At 67.9% G+C, this 15,152-nt stretch carries 15 protein-coding genes and 1 pseudogene; 10 read left to right on the plus strand and 6 right to left on the minus strand.

Annotation, left to right across the window (positions count from 1 at the left end; all coding sequences use genetic code 11):
• The first annotated feature begins 30 nt into the window (after positions 1-30).
• The 3 genes from HX774_RS16025 to petA all read left to right on the plus strand — a co-directional run bounded on the left by HX774_RS16025 (position 31) and on the right by petA (position 2,426).
• Positions 31-1,188, plus strand: a complete 1,158-nt coding sequence (locus HX774_RS16025) for an acyltransferase (RefSeq protein ID WP_178828406.1) — start codon at positions 31-33, stop codon at positions 1,186-1,188.
• Positions 1,185-1,685: a nuclear transport factor 2 family protein gene (locus HX774_RS16030; RefSeq protein ID WP_207826215.1), complete on the plus strand. Its 501-nt coding sequence runs from the start codon at positions 1,185-1,187 to the stop codon at positions 1,683-1,685. The genes HX774_RS16025 and HX774_RS16030 overlap by 4 nt, the downstream gene beginning before the upstream one ends.
• Before the next feature lie 279 nt (positions 1,686-1,964).
• Entirely contained in the window at positions 1,965-2,426 is a 462-nt protein-coding gene (petA, locus tag HX774_RS16035) for a ubiquinol-cytochrome c reductase iron-sulfur subunit (protein ID WP_255500492.1), read from the plus strand.
• Between the two features lie 91 nt (positions 2,427-2,517).
• On the opposite strand, the gene copD is transcribed toward petA, so the two are convergent.
• From copD to HX774_RS16050, 3 genes are all read right to left on the minus strand, one after another.
• A complete protein-coding gene (copD, locus tag HX774_RS16040) occupies positions 2,518-3,447 on the minus strand; it encodes a copper homeostasis membrane protein CopD (RefSeq protein WP_178828408.1) in 930 nt (309 codons plus the stop codon).
• 3 nt (positions 3,448-3,450) lie between these two features.
• Entirely contained in the window at positions 3,451-3,813 is a 363-nt protein-coding gene (copC, locus tag HX774_RS16045) for a copper homeostasis periplasmic binding protein CopC (RefSeq protein WP_370523723.1), read from the minus strand.
• 98 nt (positions 3,814-3,911) lie between these two features.
• A complete protein-coding gene (locus HX774_RS16050; RefSeq protein ID WP_178828412.1) occupies positions 3,912-6,257 on the minus strand; it encodes a heavy metal translocating P-type ATPase in 2,346 nt (781 codons plus the stop codon).
• A gap of 382 nt (positions 6,258-6,639) precedes the next feature.
• Here HX774_RS16050 and cueR point away from each other — a divergent pair.
• Positions 6,640-7,037 (plus strand): annotated as a pseudogene (gene cueR / locus HX774_RS16055) (Cu(I)-responsive transcriptional regulator).
• A 272-nt stretch (positions 7,038-7,309) separates the two neighbouring features.
• On the opposite strand, the gene HX774_RS19795 reads toward cueR, so the two are convergent.
• The gene (locus tag HX774_RS19795) at positions 7,310-7,687 is read right to left on the minus strand and encodes a hypothetical protein (protein WP_207826210.1); all 378 of its coding nucleotides are present in this window, start codon (positions 7,685-7,687) and stop codon (positions 7,310-7,312) included.
• Here HX774_RS19795 and HX774_RS19800 point away from each other — a divergent pair.
• The 4 genes from HX774_RS19800 to HX774_RS16075 all read left to right on the plus strand — a co-directional run bounded on the left by HX774_RS19800 (position 7,686) and on the right by HX774_RS16075 (position 10,610).
• A complete protein-coding gene (locus HX774_RS19800) occupies positions 7,686-7,892 on the plus strand; it encodes a hypothetical protein (protein ID WP_207826208.1) in 207 nt (68 codons plus the stop codon). The genes HX774_RS19795 and HX774_RS19800 overlap by 2 nt on opposite strands.
• Positions 7,893-8,070: 178 nt before the next feature.
• A complete protein-coding gene (locus HX774_RS16065) occupies positions 8,071-8,346 on the plus strand; it encodes a metal/formaldehyde-sensitive transcriptional repressor (protein ID WP_178828414.1) in 276 nt (91 codons plus the stop codon).
• Positions 8,347-8,355: 9 nt separating this feature from the next.
• A complete protein-coding gene (gene dmeF / locus HX774_RS16070; RefSeq protein WP_178828416.1) occupies positions 8,356-9,318 on the plus strand; it encodes a CDF family Co(II)/Ni(II) efflux transporter DmeF in 963 nt (320 codons plus the stop codon).
• Positions 9,319-9,467: 149 nt separating this feature from the next.
• Positions 9,468-10,610 carry a methyltransferase domain-containing protein gene (locus tag HX774_RS16075; protein ID WP_178828418.1) on the plus strand — a complete coding sequence of 381 codons (1,143 nt, stop codon included), beginning with the start codon at positions 9,468-9,470 and terminating at the stop codon, positions 10,608-10,610.
• A gap of 41 nt (positions 10,611-10,651) precedes the next feature.
• Here HX774_RS16075 and HX774_RS16080 read toward each other — a convergent pair whose 3' ends face one another.
• Positions 10,652-11,077 carry a MerC family mercury resistance protein gene (locus HX774_RS16080; RefSeq protein ID WP_178828420.1) on the minus strand — a complete coding sequence of 142 codons (426 nt, stop codon included), beginning with the start codon at positions 11,075-11,077 and terminating at the stop codon, positions 10,652-10,654.
• Positions 11,078-11,084: 7 nt separating this feature from the next.
• Entirely contained in the window at positions 11,085-13,139 is a 2,055-nt protein-coding gene (locus HX774_RS16085) for a TonB-dependent receptor (protein WP_178828422.1), read from the minus strand.
• Between the two features lie 177 nt (positions 13,140-13,316).
• On the opposite strand from HX774_RS16085, the gene HX774_RS16090 reads away from it, so the two are divergent.
• Together HX774_RS16090 and HX774_RS16095 are read left to right on the plus strand one after the other, a co-directional pair.
• Complete coding sequence (locus HX774_RS16090; protein WP_178828423.1) at positions 13,317-14,444, plus strand: PepSY domain-containing protein; 1,128 nt, start codon at positions 13,317-13,319, stop codon at positions 14,442-14,444.
• 93 nt (positions 14,445-14,537) lie between these two features.
• A complete protein-coding gene (locus HX774_RS16095) occupies positions 14,538-14,963 on the plus strand; it encodes a hypothetical protein (RefSeq protein ID WP_178828425.1) in 426 nt (141 codons plus the stop codon).
• Positions 14,964-15,152: the final 189 nt, after the last annotated feature.

A 15,152-nucleotide genomic window follows, 5' to 3' on the forward strand; every position in this document is an offset into this window, starting at 1 on the left:
CTATTCATCTCGTCACGCGCGCTCTGACCGATGGCGGCGCTCATTCCCTCATCTGGAAAGCATCCGTTTCCGGACGCCATCGCCCCGCTGACCAGCGTCCGGTTCTTCCTGGCGCTCGGCGTGGTCCTGTTCCACTACCAGTTGACCTGGACCCTCCCGCCCGAGGCCTCGGGCCTGTTGAATCGCGCGCGCCTGGGCGTCGACGTCTTCTTCATCCTCTCGGGCTTCATCCTGACCCACGTCTATCTGCAGGGCGACGCCGCACCCGATTTCCGGCGTTTCATCGTCGCGCGGTTCGCGCGCATCTACCCGGCCCACCTGTTCATCCTTCTGGCGATGCTGATCCTGGTGGCGGGAGCGGGCCTCGTCGGGGTCGCCCTGGAGGCGGGACGCTTCAACCTCCCCCACTTCCTGATGACGCTCTTTCTTGTCCAGGCCTGGTTTCCCTATCAGGACGCTGAGTGGAACGGCCCCTCCTGGTCCCTCTCGGCCGAATGGTTCGCCTATCTGATCTTTCCAGCCTACGCCTGGATCGCGCTGAGGCTGAGACGCCGTCCCTGGCTCATCATCGGCCTGGCCGTCCTCCTGTTTGTCGTTCTGGACGCGGTCTACCGGGCCGTCTTCGGCCCCGTCCTGCCCCGCGCCGAGGGCAGCATGGGCATCCTGCGCATCCTGCCGGAATTCCTCTACGGGATCGGCCTCTACTATCTCGGCCAGGGGTTTCGGGTTTCGCCGAGAGCCTCCCTCGCCCTGGCGGCGGGCTCCACAGGCCTGCTCCTGTTCGCCATGCAATATCCGCTCGACGATCGCCTCATCGTCCTGCTTGCGGGTCCCTTTCTCCTGGCGCTCGCCCTGCTCGCCAAGTCCGGCGCCCGGACCTTCCTGTCCGCCCCGGCCTGGCTGTTCGCGGGCGAAGCCTCCTTCGCCCTCTACATGGTCCACATCCCGGTTCTGATGGTCTGGCGAAACCTGGCTGAGAAGCTCCTCGGCCTGCCCTCCGACTACCGGATGGGCCTCTGGGAGCTCGCCCTGCTCCTGGCCCTATCGCTCGCCGTCGCGGCCTTCGTCCATGTGGCCGTGGAGCGGCCCGGTCGGCGCATCCTTCGTCGGCTTCTCGCCCGACGTCACCCCACGCCCCGGCCCGAGCCGGGACGTTTCGTTCAAAGCGACCAAGGAGAATCCCTTTGACCTATAGATCCATGATCATCGCCGTCGCCGCCCTCGCCGCTCCGGCGATGATCGCGGCGCCCGCGCTGGCGCAATCGACGCCCGCGCTGGCGCAGTCAACGGCTGAGGCCAAGGCCGTCGCCGTGCTGGACGGATACCGCGGCGCGCTCGAGGCGCTCAGCGCTTCGCGTGCAGAAACCTTCTTCTGGCCGGACGCCCAGGTCTTCGAGCAGGGCGGGGTCGAGGGATCCATCTCCCAGTACCTGTCCCACCACCTCGCTCCGGAACTCGAGGAATTCTCCAGCTTCACCTTTCAGGATCACGTGACGAAGGCGACGGTCGTCGGCGACATCGCCTATGCGACCGAGACCTATCGTTTCCGGATCGCGTTCAAGACGGCCGGCCGGGCTCCGGTTGAACGTCGCGGCGTCGCCACGAGCGTCCTGAGACTGCGTGACGGCGAATGGCGCATCGTCAGCTATCACTCCTCGACCCGGGCCCCGCGACCGGCGTCCTGACGACGTCCAAACCGCGCCCCAGACTGGCGCATCCCTGTTCCCAGCCTCGCCTTCAGAGCGGGGCTGGGAACAGCCTCGGCCAGCCCGACGTTGACCCCGAAGGATCAGATCCGTCGCGCTCTTGAAGGATGGGTTCGGCCGCTGGTCGAGACGCCCGTCAGGGGCCTGCGAAGGATCCATTTCGAGAGGAACTCGAATGCCCTCGCCAGACAAGACGGAATCCCGACCTCCATCGCCGATCCCGACCGTCGGGACTTCATCCACGTCGCCGCAGGCGCCATGGCCGTCGGACCCGTGGGCATGGCCCTCTGGCCCCTGATCAACTCCATGAACCCGGCGGCCGACACCCTGGCCCTCTCGTCGGTCGAGGTCGACTACGGCAAGGTCCAGCTCGGCCAGCAGATCGTGGTCAAATGGCGCGGAAAGCCGGTCTTCATCCGCCACCGCACCCCCAAGGAAATCGCCGAGGCGGTCGCCGACGACGACGCGCCCCTGCGCGACCCGGCCACGGACGCCAGCCGCCACAAACCGGGAAAGGCCGAATGGCTGATCCTGATCGGCGTCTGCACCCATCTGGGGTGTATTCCGACCTTCGGAACGGGCGACTACGGCGGCTGGTTCTGCCCGTGCCACGGCTCCCACTACGACACAGCCGGCCGCATCCGGAAGGGCCCGGCGCCCAAGAACCTCTACCTGCTGGACTACGCCTTCCTGAACGAGACCCGGGTCAGGCTCGGCTAGGAAAGACCCTCCCCCGCGCTGACGACGCAAGGGAGGGCTTCATCGCACCGGGGCGTCCGAAGCGACGCTGGCCGCGTCGAACGCCATGGCCTCACATCATCATCATGGCGGCGGGCGGCGCGAGCGTCCCCATCACCGCCACCAGCCCCAGAAGGAGAACCGCCAGGGCCGTCTCCAGCAAGAGACTGCGTCGCAGGGCCCTGATCGCCGACGGCTTCTGGCTCTCATCCTCCAGAGAACGATGAAGACAGGGCGTCAGGACAAAGCGATTTGACGCGGCCAGGGCCAGCATGCCCACGAAGACCGTCAGTTTCGCGCTCAGCAGAAGGCCATAGGGCGTCGTCAGCAAGGCGCCCAGCCGATCGGGACCGACCAGGAACCAGGTGTTCACCAGACCCGTCGCGACCAGGAGGCCGACCGCTAGCGTGCCCATGCCGGCGAAGCCGTGCAGAGCGTCGTGGGTCAGTCGATCCCGCTCCGGATCTCCATGAGGAATGGCCAGGAACAGGCCCAAGGCGGCGAGCGCGCCCAGCCACATGGCTGCAGCAGCCGCGTGAATGATGTCCGCCCCGAGATGAACGAAGCCCGGGACGCCCTCGGTTGCGGCGCCGTGGCCGGTCCAGGCCAGACTGGCGCAAACCATCAGACCCAGAACCGTGAGGTCGATCCAGGTCGCCCGGCCAGGTCGGAGAACTAGAAGCAGCACGCCGGCCAGGGCTGCGACCAGCGCTCTCGCCACAAAGGCGCGACCGATCTCCATGTCGAACGCCATATAGGCCAGAGACGCCGGTTTCAGCGCCTCCGCCATCGACCCCGCCATGACGGCCGTCTGCAGGACCAGAGCCGCAAGCGAGGCCGCCGCGGTCACCGCCGCTGCAATCAGCAGCGTCTTTCGCGGCCATCTTTCGACGGCCGCGTCCGACGTGGGCATCCTGAAGGCGAAGAACAGGGGCACGCCCAGCAGGAGCATGGCGCCCACATACTGGGCCAGCCTCAGAAGGACGACCGCGAACTCCAGCATGGCTCAGCGCACGATAAAGGTCGTGGAGCCCGTCATGCGGTGACCGTCGGGCGAGGCCACGCGCCAGTTGACCGTATAGGCGCCGGCCGCCAGAGCGGTTCGAGGCGCCCCGCTGAGGGTCTTGCCGTCCTTGGAGACCCGGGCCTGAACCGGAATGACGGTTCCCTGGGCGTTGGCGAGGTCAAATCCCGAGAAGGCCGGAGCCATGCGCTCGCTGAAGGTGAGGCTGATGGTGCGCGGCGCCGACACCGTGGCGCCGGTCGCCGGCGTGGCGCTGACAAGGCGGGCGTGGGCGTCGGCCTGGCCCGCGAACAGGGACAGCGCGGCGGCCGCGCCGGCCAGGGTTGCGATCTTGAAACGGTTCACGTGTTTCTCCTTGAGGAAACGCCCCTCTCTCATAGATACGCAAGCCTGCGGTCTTCCCCTCAAGACCGGCGGCGCCCGGCGCTTTCGCCGGCTGCCCCCTAAAGCCTGACCGCCCGCAGACGCAGCGCATTGGCGATGACGCTGACCGAGGACAGCGCCATGGCGAGGGCCGCCAGCGCCGGCGACAGCATCAGGCCGAAAACCGGATAGAGGACGCCGGCCGCCACAGGGATCCCCAGGGTGTTGTAGCCGAAGGCGAACACCAGATTCTGACGGATGTTGCCCATGACGGCCCGGGACAGATGCCGCGCCCGGACGATGCCCTGGAGATCGCCGCCCAGCAGGGTGACGCCCGCGCTCTCGATGGCCACGTCTGAACCGGCGCCCATGGCGACGCCGACGTCGGCGGCGGCCAGGGCCGGCGCATCATTGACGCCGTCTCCGGCCATGGCGACGACGCGCCCCTCGGCCCTGAGCTGCTGGACGACGGAAGCCTTGTCCTGCGGCAGCACCTCGGCCCGGACATCGTCGATGCCCAACCTCCGCGCCACGGCTTCAGCCGTCGTGCGATTGTCGCCTGTCATCATCACCAGCCTAAGGCCAGCGGCCTTCAGGTCGCGGATGGCGTCGGCGGTCGTGGCCTTCACCGGATCGGCGATGCCGAGAACGCCGGCCACAGCGCCGTCAATGGCCACGAAGATGGCCGTAGCGCCCTCCTCCCGCAAAACCTCTGCCGCCGCCTCGAGGGGGGCGACATCGATCCCGGCCTCCCTCAGGAAGCGGGCATTGCCCAGGAACAGACGACGGCGGTCGACCAGGCCGGTGACACCGCGCCCGACCGGGCTGTCGAACTCCGCAGCCTCGGAAAGCGTCAGGCCGCGATCGGCGGCGGCGCGCACGACGGCGTCGGCCAGGGGGTGTTCGCTGCCCCGCTCCAGGCTGGCGGACAGGCGAAGAAGCTCGACTTCGTCAAAGCCCTCGGCCGGTCGGATCGCCGTGACCGACGGTCGTCCCTCGGTCAGGGTGCCGGTCTTGTCGAGCACCAGGGTGTCCACCTTCTCGAACCGCTCCAGCGCCTCGGCGTTCTTGATGAGGACGCCGGCGCGCGCGCCACGCCCCACCCCCACCATGATCGAGATCGGCGTGGCGAGGCCCAGCGCACAGGGACAGGCGATGATGAGAACCGTCACCGATGCGACCAGGGCGTAGGACAGGCGCGGGTCGGGTCCGATCACGCCCCAGACCGCGGCGGCGACCACGGCGATGCCGATGACGGCCGGCACGAACCAGCTGGACACCAGGTCGGCCAGGCGCTGGATGGGCGCGCGGCTGCGCTGGGCCTGGGCCACCATCTGGACGATCTGGGCCAGAAGGGTGTCGGCGCCGACCTTGTCCGCGCGCATGAGGAAGGAGCCCGTCTTGTTCAACGAACCGGCGATGACCCTGGCCCCGGCCTCCTTGGTCACCGGCATGGATTCCCCGGTCACGAGGGATTCGTCGATGGCCACGCGCCCTTCGAGGATCTCGCCGTCGACCGGGATTTTTTCGCCCGGTCGAACGCGCAGCCGATCCCCGACCGCCACGAGGTCAAGCGTCACATCCTCGTCGGCGCCGTCGTCGCGAACACGACGGGCCGTCTTCGGCGTCAGGTCGAGCAAGGCCCGGATCGCGCCGGAGGTCTGTTCTCGCGCGCGCAACTCCAGGACCTGGCCGACCAGGACGAGCACGGTGATCACCGCCGCCGCTTCGAAATAGACGGGCGCGCTGCCGTCCATGCGCAGCATGGCCGAGGGAAACAGCCCCGGCGCCAGCACGGCGGCGACGCTGTAGATCCAGGCTGCGCCGACGCCGATGGCGATCAGGGTGAACATGTTGAGACGCCGGTTCAGGATAGACTTCCATCCCCGCTCGAAGAATGGCCAGCCGGCCCACAGGACCACAGGCGTCGCCAGCACGAACTGGATCCAGTTCGATGTCTGGCCCGAAACCCGGTCCGCGAGCCCGGTCAGGTGACCGCCCATCTCCAGCGCGACGACCGGCAGGGTCAGGACGGCGCCGACCCAGAGCCTGCGCGTGAAGTCCTTCAGTTCTTGATTGGGCGTAGCCTCGGCGGTGACCGTCTCGGGCTCCAGCGCCATGCCGCAGATCGGACAGGCGCCTGGTCCCACCTGACGCACCTCGGGATGCATGGGGCAGGTGTAGATCGTCCCGGGCGGCGCGGGCTTCGCCTCGGGCTTTTCGCCGAGGTATTGCCCCGGGTTCGCGACGAATTTCGTCCGACAACCCGCTGAACAGAAGACGTAGTCGTGGCCTTCGTGTTCTGCGCGATGCTGAGCGGAAGCTCGATCCACGGCCATGCCGCAGACCGGATCAATCGCCTTTTCGCCTTCATGCGGAGAGCCTTGGTGGGCATGGCTCTGGTGAGGGTCGTGGGCCGTCGGCATGGCGTCACTCCTGTCAGCGCCCGACCGGCCGAGAGTCCTGAATGGTTCAAGACGCGCCGGAAGCGTATGCTGGATGGTCTATCAAGACCGATGATGCAGTCGGAAACAAGCCTTGCTTCTGAACCAATCGGAACGCCGCCGAAGACCAGATGAGCGGCGCAACATGGATGGTGGCGGATGATCGCTGCTGCATCGACAGTCCGGCCAGGATTCAGGCGGCGTGCGCCGCCGTGCAGCAGGCTGGAAAATGAAGTCCCGGGCGATCGCCGCGACCACCAGGTCATGGGCGCCCGGGTCATGACTGCGATGACCGGAGACCTTCCCAACCCGAAGCCAGAACGGGTCTTCCGACCATGAAGTCCCGCGCCACAGGAGTTTCAGCGTGAATATCGGCCAAGCCTCTCGCGCCACGGGCGTGTCCGCCAAGATGATCCGCTACTACGAATCCACAGGACTGATCCGGCCGGCGGAGCGCACCGGAGCAACTATCGCGCCTTCGGCGATCGCGACATCAACGAGCTCCGGTTCATCCGCCGCGCCCGCACGCTCGGTTTTTCAATCGAAGACATCGTCATCCTGCTCTCCCTGTGGCGCGACCGGACGCGGCCCAGCCGGGAGGTCAGGGCCGTCGCCGAGCAGCGCCTCGCCGGCCTTCATGCCCGCATCGCCGAAATGCAGGCCATGGCTGACACCCTGGAGACCCTGGCGCGTTGTTGCGCAGGCGATGAGCGGCCGGATTGCCCCATCCTCGCCGACCTAGCTGCGGCGCGTGAAAACTGACGACCCGAGACGCCTGACATAGGGGCGCAGCACGGAGAACGGCCATGACCTACCGTGACATCATCGTCGATGCGACGCCGAGGGACGATCTCGTCCAGACCCTGGAACAGGCGCGCGATCTGGCCGCGAAGTTCGACGCTCGGCTGACGGCCCTGTGTTTCGCCTGGCCCCGGAGGTCAGCACTGAGGACGGCCGTGGCGAGTTCGCCCCTGTCAGTCCTAGAAGACACGCGAAGAATGGACGCCGCCCTCGCGGGCGCCCACGAGGCCTTTCTACAGGTGTTTGGCTCCGGCTCGAACGCCCCCGCATGGCTTTCCGGCATGGCGGAGCCGGCCCCCCTGCTGCGCCATCACCTGCTCGCCGCAGACCTGCTCGTCACCTCGTCGCCCCCGCCGATCGACTGTGCGCTTCCTCACGCCGGCGAACTCGCCATCCACGGCGGCGGCCCCGTCCTGCGTCTTGGACGCAAGGACGCGGACCTCAGTCTCGCCAATGCGGTCATCGGCTGGAAAGACGCCCCCCAGGCCAGACGCGCCCTTCATGACGCCCTGCCCTTGCTCCGGCGCGCCCGGGCCGTGACCGTGGTCGGCGTCGGCGACGAGGTCGAACAGGATCGACTTGCAGACGTCGCCCGGCATCTCGAGCGGCATGCTGTGGCGGCCGCAGTCAGCCACGTCCCGGCGACAGCAGGAACAGCGGTCGCCGCAGACCTTCTCGCCGAAGCCCGCCGCCTTTGGCGCCGACCTGATCGTCACGGGGGCCTTTGGCCGCGGGCCCTTGGCGCAACGCCTATGGGGCGGAATGACCAGCGGCCTTCAGGACGACGCCCACCTGTCCTGGCTGCTGTCGCACTAGAACAGTCCCGTGTCCGGTGCTCCGCCCTTCAGAATGCGCCGATATTCGCCCATTTTGAGAAGACCGCAGCGCGACCGCACCTCCCCCTCGATGGGAGCCAGGAGGCCCGCCGACATTCTTTCGGACGCGCACTCCAGCGCTAGGCACGGCCCCTCAAGATACTATACAGGGGTATTCTATGGCGCACACATCAACCAACAAGAAGAAGCTCGTCGCCCGCGTGCGGCGGATCGCCGGTCAACTGGGCGCGATCGAACGGGCCATCGAAAGCGACACCGACTGTTCGCAAGTCCTTCAACAGGTCGCCGCGGCACGCGGCGCCATGGGCGGGCTGCTGGAAGAGCTGATCGAGGACCACCTGCGCCATCACGTCGCCCACCCCGAACTGAGCGACGCCGAACGTCAGAACGGCGCTGAAGAACTGATCGCCATCATCCGCCGCTATTCCAGGTAGTCCACGCCCATGACCCTGTTCGATACCGAACACCTGACCCACGACCACCACTTCCTGAGCCGCGCCCATGACGAGAACGCGCGTCGAACCCTGTGGGTCGTCGGCCTGACCGCAGTGATGATGGTCGGCGAAATCATCGCCGGCGTGATCTACGGCTCGATGGCCCTGCTGGCCGACGGCTTCCATATGGCCACCCATGCGGGCGCCCTGGCCGTGGCGGCGGCCGCCTACGCCTACGCCAAACGTCATTCCGCCAACCGGCGGTTCAGTTTCGGGACCGGCAAGGTCGGCGATCTGGCCGGTTTCGCCTCGGCGCTGGTCCTCGGCATCGTGGCGCTGGGCATCGCCGGCGAGTCCGTCGCCCGGCTGCTCGACCCCCGCTCCGTCGCCTTCGGACAGGCCGCCCTGGTCGCCATCCTCGGCCTGGGGGTCAATCTGGCGAGCGCCCTGCTGCTGGCGGGCGGCGGTCATCACCATGGCCATCATGGTCATGGTCATGGCCACCATCACCATGAGGATCACGACCATCATGGCGCCCATGAGGGTCAGCCTCATGAAGGCGGACATCGCGACAACAATCTGCGCTCAGCCTATTTCCATGTCCTGGCTGACGCCCTGACGTCGGTTCTGGCGATCATCGCCCTGGTCGCCGGGCGCTACCTGGGCTGGGTCTGGCTCGACCCCGTGATGGGGATCGTCGGCGCCATTGTCATCGCCCGCTGGTCATGGAGCCTGATGCGCGACACGGCGGCCGTTCTGCTCGATACGACCGACCGCCACATCGAGGCCGAAGTGCGCGAATGCGTCGAGGGACCGGGCGACGTCCGCATCACCGATCTGCACGTCTGGCGCATCGGTCCAGAGGCCCATGCCGCCATCGTCAGCGTGACCGGCGGCGTCGACGGCGACACGGTTCGCGCCCGGCTCAGGCCGGTTCATGAACTCGGGCATCTGACCGTGGAATGCCGCTGAGGCGTCACCGCAGCCTACGGCCGAAGCCATCCCCGCCGAGCCAAACGAAGCGCATGCCTATCGTCATCGGCTGACCGGCAACAAATCGGCGTTCACCGCGCTTATGTGGAGGATGCGGCGACTTCCAGGGAGGTCGCCGCAAGTCCTCAGTGGCCGCGCGCTGCCGGAAAGGCGACCGGCAAAGGAGCCGGGCCATGCATTCGCCCCCGAATTCCAGGAACGACGTGCGGTCATCTGCGACCTCCGCAGAGGCTCTGAGCCCTATCCTCTCGCGCGTCCCGGCCGGCCAGACGTCCATCTGGCGATGCCCGCGTTGCCATGGAGCGCTCGCCTGCAGCAAGGCGACCCTCGATTGCAGGAGGTGCGGCCATGCCTATGGCCAGGTCGACGGCATCCCCGACCTGCGCGTACCGGGGGAAAGCTGGATCGATTTCGAAGAGGACCTGGCGACCGCTCGCGAGGTCGCGGCCCTGGACCTTCCGCTGGAGGATCTGGTTCGCGCGGTCTACGCTCGCCGTTCCGGGTGGGATGAAGACCTGATCGGGATGAGAACGCGTCAGGTCCTGGCGGCGCCCGAACGCCTCCATGGGGATATCTCGGGCTGGCTGGCCGAGGCCACCTCCCAGGATGTCTGGCTCGATCTGGGCTGCGGCCCGGGGATGCTCCTGGCGGCCGCTGCGGACATGAAGCGGCCCGGCTCCGGCATTGGCGTCGACGTCTCGATGACCTGGCTGGTTGTGGCCAGGCGCCTGATTCTGGCGCACGGAGGGAGGCCGATCCTGGCCGCCGGCCTTGGAGAGGCCCTGCCCCTGGCCGACGGAGCCCTATCGGGCGTCGTCTCGCTCGACGTGATCGAGCATGTCGATCGCCCCGACGCCTATCTTCGCGAGATCGACCGCGTGACCCGGCCGGGCGGACGCCTGGCGCTGAGCACGCCCAACCGCTTCAGCCTGGCGCCGGAACCCCATGTGATGGTGTGGGGCGTCGGCCTTCTGCCGCATCGCTACCAGGCTCGCTATGTCGCCTGGCGGAGCGGCAAATCCTATGTCTCCACCTGTCTCATGAGCAGCATCGGGCCTCGCCGGATATTGAAACGCTGCACGAACTTCGCAGCCAGGATCATCATCCCGCCCGTCCCGGAAGATGAGATCAGACGCTTTTCCCCCACCAAGGCCAGACTCGCCCGCCTCTACAACAGCCTTTCGGGCGAAGTGGCGTTGCGCGCGGTCTTCTTGCTGATCGGCCCCTTCTTCAGGATCACCGGCGTCAAGGCGTCAAGCCCGCCCGCCTGAGGCCGCCGGATCAGCCGGATCGACAGAAGGGGTCGAGGCGTTCAGCAGGCGCCGCAAGGCGAGGCGAAACGACGTCGCCAGTTGAGTCCGTGAGCGGCGATCAGGATCAGTCCCCCGAAGACGGTGACGCGCGTCCCCCAGGCGGCCGAGGGCGTTTCCGTTGCGCCCGCAAAAAGCAGGACCACGCCGAGCGTCGCCAGCCCGATCACGATCCTGGAAAGGCCGCGCCGCTCCCGGAGCAGGGTCCAGCCGGACAGGGCTGCGGCGGCGAAGGCCAGGGCCCAGTGCGCCCATGCCGTCTGCACCCAGGCGCCCGCCAGGGACAGGGCGCCGGCGGCGACGGACAGGACCAGGCAATGGACCAGGCACAGGCTGGACAGGAGAATGGACAGGGCGTCGCCCGTCCGTCCTCCGGCGCGCCCGCCGATCCCTGGCCTTGCGGCCCCCTGTTCCACCGTCGCCGTCATCTTCGGCCTAGAACCGGTAGGCCACGCCGAGGCGCAGATTACGGCCCGGCAGGGGCGCGATGTCCTTGAGGAAGGAGACGTGCTCGCGCGCCTCCTCGTTGGTCAGGTTCCGGGCCTCGGCGAAGACCGTCACATTGCGGTCCGCCAACGGCCTCCAGGCCCCCGAGAGATTCAGCAGGGTATAGCCGTCCGTCGGCATTTCCCCCTCGGCCACCTCGTCCTGCAGGCCGACCCGGCGCACCTCGACGGCGGCGTCGAACGGCTTTGACGTCCACGCCAGGCGGGCGGTCGCCGAATAGGGCGGGATCCGCGCCGCCGGTCCCAGGTCGGTGTCGGCCTTGACGTAGTCGGCGGCGCCTTCCAGCGACAGCTTGCGCGCGCCGCTCTCCCACAGGGCGTAGGCGCCTTCGGCCTCGAAACCATAGAAGTCCGCCCCGGTCTGGACGAACTGATAGATCGGGAAGAGCTCGCCCTCGGCGTCGAAACTCTCGCCCGTGGGCCGCTCGTCGATGAAGCCGTCGTATTTGGATCCGTACAGGTGGAGGTCCCCGCTGAAGCGGCCCTTGTCGTAGTGGGCCGTGGCCTCCAGGGTCGTCACCTTCTCGGAGTCCAGGTCGACATCCCCGGCCTCATAGGCGGCCGTGGCGACGTGCAGGCCGTTCGCGAACAGCTCGACCTCGCTGGGCGCCCGCTCGTTACGCGCCAGGCTCAGGCCGAGGAAGAGGCCCGGAGCCGGGCGCAGGAAGACCGCGCCGGACGCCGACCAGTTGTCAAACCGGCGCTCCACCTGATCCGCGGTTCCCAGCGGCGTGGCCGCCAGGGTGCGTCGATCGAACCGCAGACCGCCTTCGAAGCCGAGGCCGCCGCGGTCAAGGCGCTGGACGGTGTAGACGCCCGTCTCCTCGATATCGACCGAGGGGATATAGGCCTCGGCGCCGACCGCTTCGAAGGTGCGTGACAGGCCCTGGACGCCGACCGCACCGTTCCAGCCGTTCCGTTCGCGCTGGACCAGGTCAATCCGCACTTCCTGGCCGTCCGAGTTGAACACCGTGCCCGGCTCGCCCGGTCCTTCGAACTCGGTATGGGTGTATTCGGCATGGCCGTAGGCGCCGCGGATCGCCTTGAAAGGCCCCGCGTCGAACCGGTATTCGCCGCGCACGTCCTCGCGCGTCTGGTCGAGGTCTATGAAGACATCGGGTTCGGCGACGGTGCCGTATTCGCTCTGCGTGTCCTTGTAGGAGACGCCGATGAAGCCCTTGGAGCCGATGTAGGAGCCGCCGACGCCCCAGGTCGTCAGATCGGTATAGCTGTTGGCCTGGGTCCCGCCCGGTCCGCGCTCGACGCCTTCGGCTTCGGCCAGGCGGCGAGAGATCGCAGGCGACGGGATGTCATAGTCGTCGGTCTTGCGCCGCACGCCGTCGATGTTGAAGGCGAAGGGGCCCGCGCCGATGGTGACGCGGCCGAAGAGGCTGCGTCCGTCGTCGACGCTGGAGGCCTGGGTGGAGACCACGCCCGAAAGGCCGCCTTCCGGCAGTTCCGTCGGAACCCGGTCGTCGATGATGTTGACCACCCCGCCGATGGCGGAGCCGCCATAGACCAGGGTCGCCGGCCCGCGGATGATCTCGACCCGGCTGGCCTCGGCCGGATCCGTCGCCACGGCGTGGTCGGGCGAGATGGAACTGGCGTCGATCAGGCCGATGCCATTGCTCAGAACCTGGACCCGCGGACCGGACAGGCCGCGAATGACCGGGCGACTGGCGCCGGGCGCGAAGCTGGTCGACCGCAGGCCGGGCCGCCCGGCCAGAAGATCTCCCAGGGACGAGGCCGGCGCAACGGCCAGGGCCTCTTCGTCCAGCACGTCGGTGGCGATCACGGTGGCGCGGTGGCTGACGCCATAGGGCGCCGCCGTGACGATCACGTCCGCCACCTCGACGACCTCCTCCGGCGCCTTCTGGGCCTGGGCCTGGCTCTGGGCGGCGGCGGCCCCGGCCAGGCCGCTCCAGGCGGCGGCCGTCAGGAGGAGAAGACGCGGCGACCGGACGGGGGAAAGCGATACAGACATGGGGAACCTCGGACGGCGAAGACCGCGCCGCAACCTGTTATGAGATAACATCACGACCCGTCAAGACGCCTCGACCTTCGCCCTCCTTCCGGGCCGCCCGTCGACCATTCCGTTGCGACGGACTTGCGACTGAAAATCAGCCTGCTAAGGACGAAAGCGCCCCATCGTGAGCCCATCATGACCGCATCCCTTTCCAGCCGACTGCGTCGCCTCTGGCTGGACGTCCATCTCTGGATCGGCGTGGGGCTGTTGATCGCCATCATTCCGCTCTCGACCTCCGGCGCCATCCTGGTCTGGAAAGACGGGCTGGAGCGCCTCACTCACCCCGAACGCTATGCGGTCAGCGGTCCGGACGTCAGGCAGGCGCCGTCGATCTATGTCCAGGCCGCCGAGACCGCCTTCAAGGGCCAGGCCGACTTCACCCAGCTTCGCCTGCCGGAGAAGGCGGGAGACCCGGTCGTGGTGGTGGCTCGGCTGAAGGAAGAAGACGCATCCGGCGGCCGACTGCGCAATCTCAACGTCTGGATTGATCCCCCAACCGGCAAGGTTCTCGGTCTGGCCGACGTCTCTCGCGCCTTACCCCAATGGCTGCACCGACTGCACGGGTCTCTCTTCATTCCGAAAGTCGGCCCCAAGTTCGTCGGCGGGCTGGGCTGGGCCATGTTCGTCAGTTGCGCCACCGGCCTGTGGTTATGGTGGCCGCGAAACGGCGCCGTGCTGAAGGCCCTGCGCTGGCGCCGCGGTCCGTCCATGCTGTTCAACCTGCACCACATGATCGGTTTCTGGATCTGCCTGCCGCTGGCCGTCCTGTCCCTGACCCGTGTCTACATCTCCTTCCCCCAGACCAGCCGCGCCCTGTTCGGGGTCCACCAAGCCGAAGCCGGATCCTCCGCGCCGCAGGGCGACCGCTTCGCCCCGCCGATCCCCCATCCCAGTCTTGAGATCGACGCCGTGCTCCGAAGCGCCCAAGCCTCGACGGCGGGGGCCCGGATCATCAGCATCAGCGCGCCGATCATAGGAAATGAGCCCTCCTGGCGCATTCAGATCGCCCCGCCGGGACAACCAGCTCCCACAAGCCTGCAGATCGTCGACGCCTCCGGCCAGATCAAGCCTGGCCAAGGTCCGACGGGCGGTGGTGATCCCCTCTCCCGCTGGATGCGCAACATCCACGACGGCGGCGACACCGGCCTGATCTGGCAGACCATCATCGTCCTGGGCGGCGTCTCCCCGGTGATCCTGTCGATCACGGGCCTGATCATGTGGCTTCGTCGGCGGGCCATGGCCCGCCGACGGGCCGAAGCGTGACGATGGCCGCGCCGCCCTCCGCCCCAGCGACCATCAGTCCGTTGCGCGGGATACGATTTTCCCCTAACGGAATTTGATCTGGGAATTTTCAACTTGCCGCGACTGATCCGCCTCCTTTGCATCTATCTCGGCGTGACCATCATGGTCGCGGTGCAGATGCATGGGGTGCTCAACAACCAGCACCGCGTCCAACACGGCACACAGTTCCCCGGCGTGTCCTATGAGGCCATGGCGGACGTGGCCCACGACCACGATCATCACCCCGATCAGGTCCAGGCCGGTGAAACGCCGGGAAGCGACGCGTCTCTCGACGCCGCCGATAATGGCCAGGACGCCCCCTATAATCATCACCACAACGGCGGCGGCGATATCCACCTCGCCTTGACCAGCCCGGCGCATCCCGCCGGATCCGGCCTCATGGCCGCCGTCGACCTGGGGCCTTCGCGTCACGCCCTGCCGCCCGGCCTCACCGGCGACGGCCCTTCACGCCCTCCAAGACACGCGCGCCTGATCGCCTGATCCTGCGCGGCCGCTCGGCCGCGCGCGCCCCTGTTCTGGAGACTATCCTTGAGACATCCCATGTCCGGCCCCGCCGGATCGTGGGCGCGTCGTGCGGCCGTTTCGGCCCTCGCGCTCACACTCGCGGCGGCCTGGCCGCCCGTCGAGGCGCTCGCCCAGGCGACGCCCGCGACCGCCCCTGCCCGCCCC

The organism is Brevundimonas sp. P7753 (assembly GCF_013386595.1).
Classification (GTDB): Bacteria; Pseudomonadota; Alphaproteobacteria; order Caulobacterales; family Caulobacteraceae; genus Brevundimonas; species Brevundimonas bullata.

Excerpts from the sequence above, each read along its gene's own strand:
- HX774_RS19800 (WP_207826208.1), top strand. The coding sequence starts at position 7,686 with ATGCTGTGGCGGCCGCAGTCAGCCACGTCCCGGCGACAGCAGGAACAG.
- dmeF (WP_178828416.1), top strand. The coding sequence starts at position 8,356 with ATGACCCTGTTCGATACCGAACACCTGACCCACGACCACCACTTCCTG.
- HX774_RS16050 (WP_178828412.1), bottom strand. The coding sequence starts at position 6,257 with ATGCCGACGGCCCACGACCCTCACCAGAGCCATGCCCACCAAGGCTCT.
- HX774_RS19795 (WP_207826210.1), bottom strand. The coding sequence starts at position 7,687 with ATGCCGCTCGAGATGCCGGGCGACGTCTGCAAGTCGATCCTGTTCGAC.
- HX774_RS16080 (WP_178828420.1), bottom strand. The coding sequence starts at position 11,077 with ATGACGGCGACGGTGGAACAGGGGGCCGCAAGGCCAGGGATCGGCGGG.
- HX774_RS16025 (WP_178828406.1), top strand. The coding sequence starts at position 31 with ATGGCGGCGCTCATTCCCTCATCTGGAAAGCATCCGTTTCCGGACGCC.
- copD (WP_178828408.1), bottom strand. The coding sequence starts at position 3,447 with ATGCTGGAGTTCGCGGTCGTCCTTCTGAGGCTGGCCCAGTATGTGGGC.
- petA (WP_255500492.1), top strand. The coding sequence starts at position 1,965 with ATGGCCGTCGGACCCGTGGGCATGGCCCTCTGGCCCCTGATCAACTCC.
- HX774_RS16085 (WP_178828422.1), bottom strand. The coding sequence starts at position 13,139 with ATGTCTGTATCGCTTTCCCCCGTCCGGTCGCCGCGTCTTCTCCTCCTG.
- HX774_RS16090 (WP_178828423.1), top strand. The coding sequence starts at position 13,317 with ATGACCGCATCCCTTTCCAGCCGACTGCGTCGCCTCTGGCTGGACGTC.
- HX774_RS16065 (WP_178828414.1), top strand. The coding sequence starts at position 8,071 with ATGGCGCACACATCAACCAACAAGAAGAAGCTCGTCGCCCGCGTGCGG.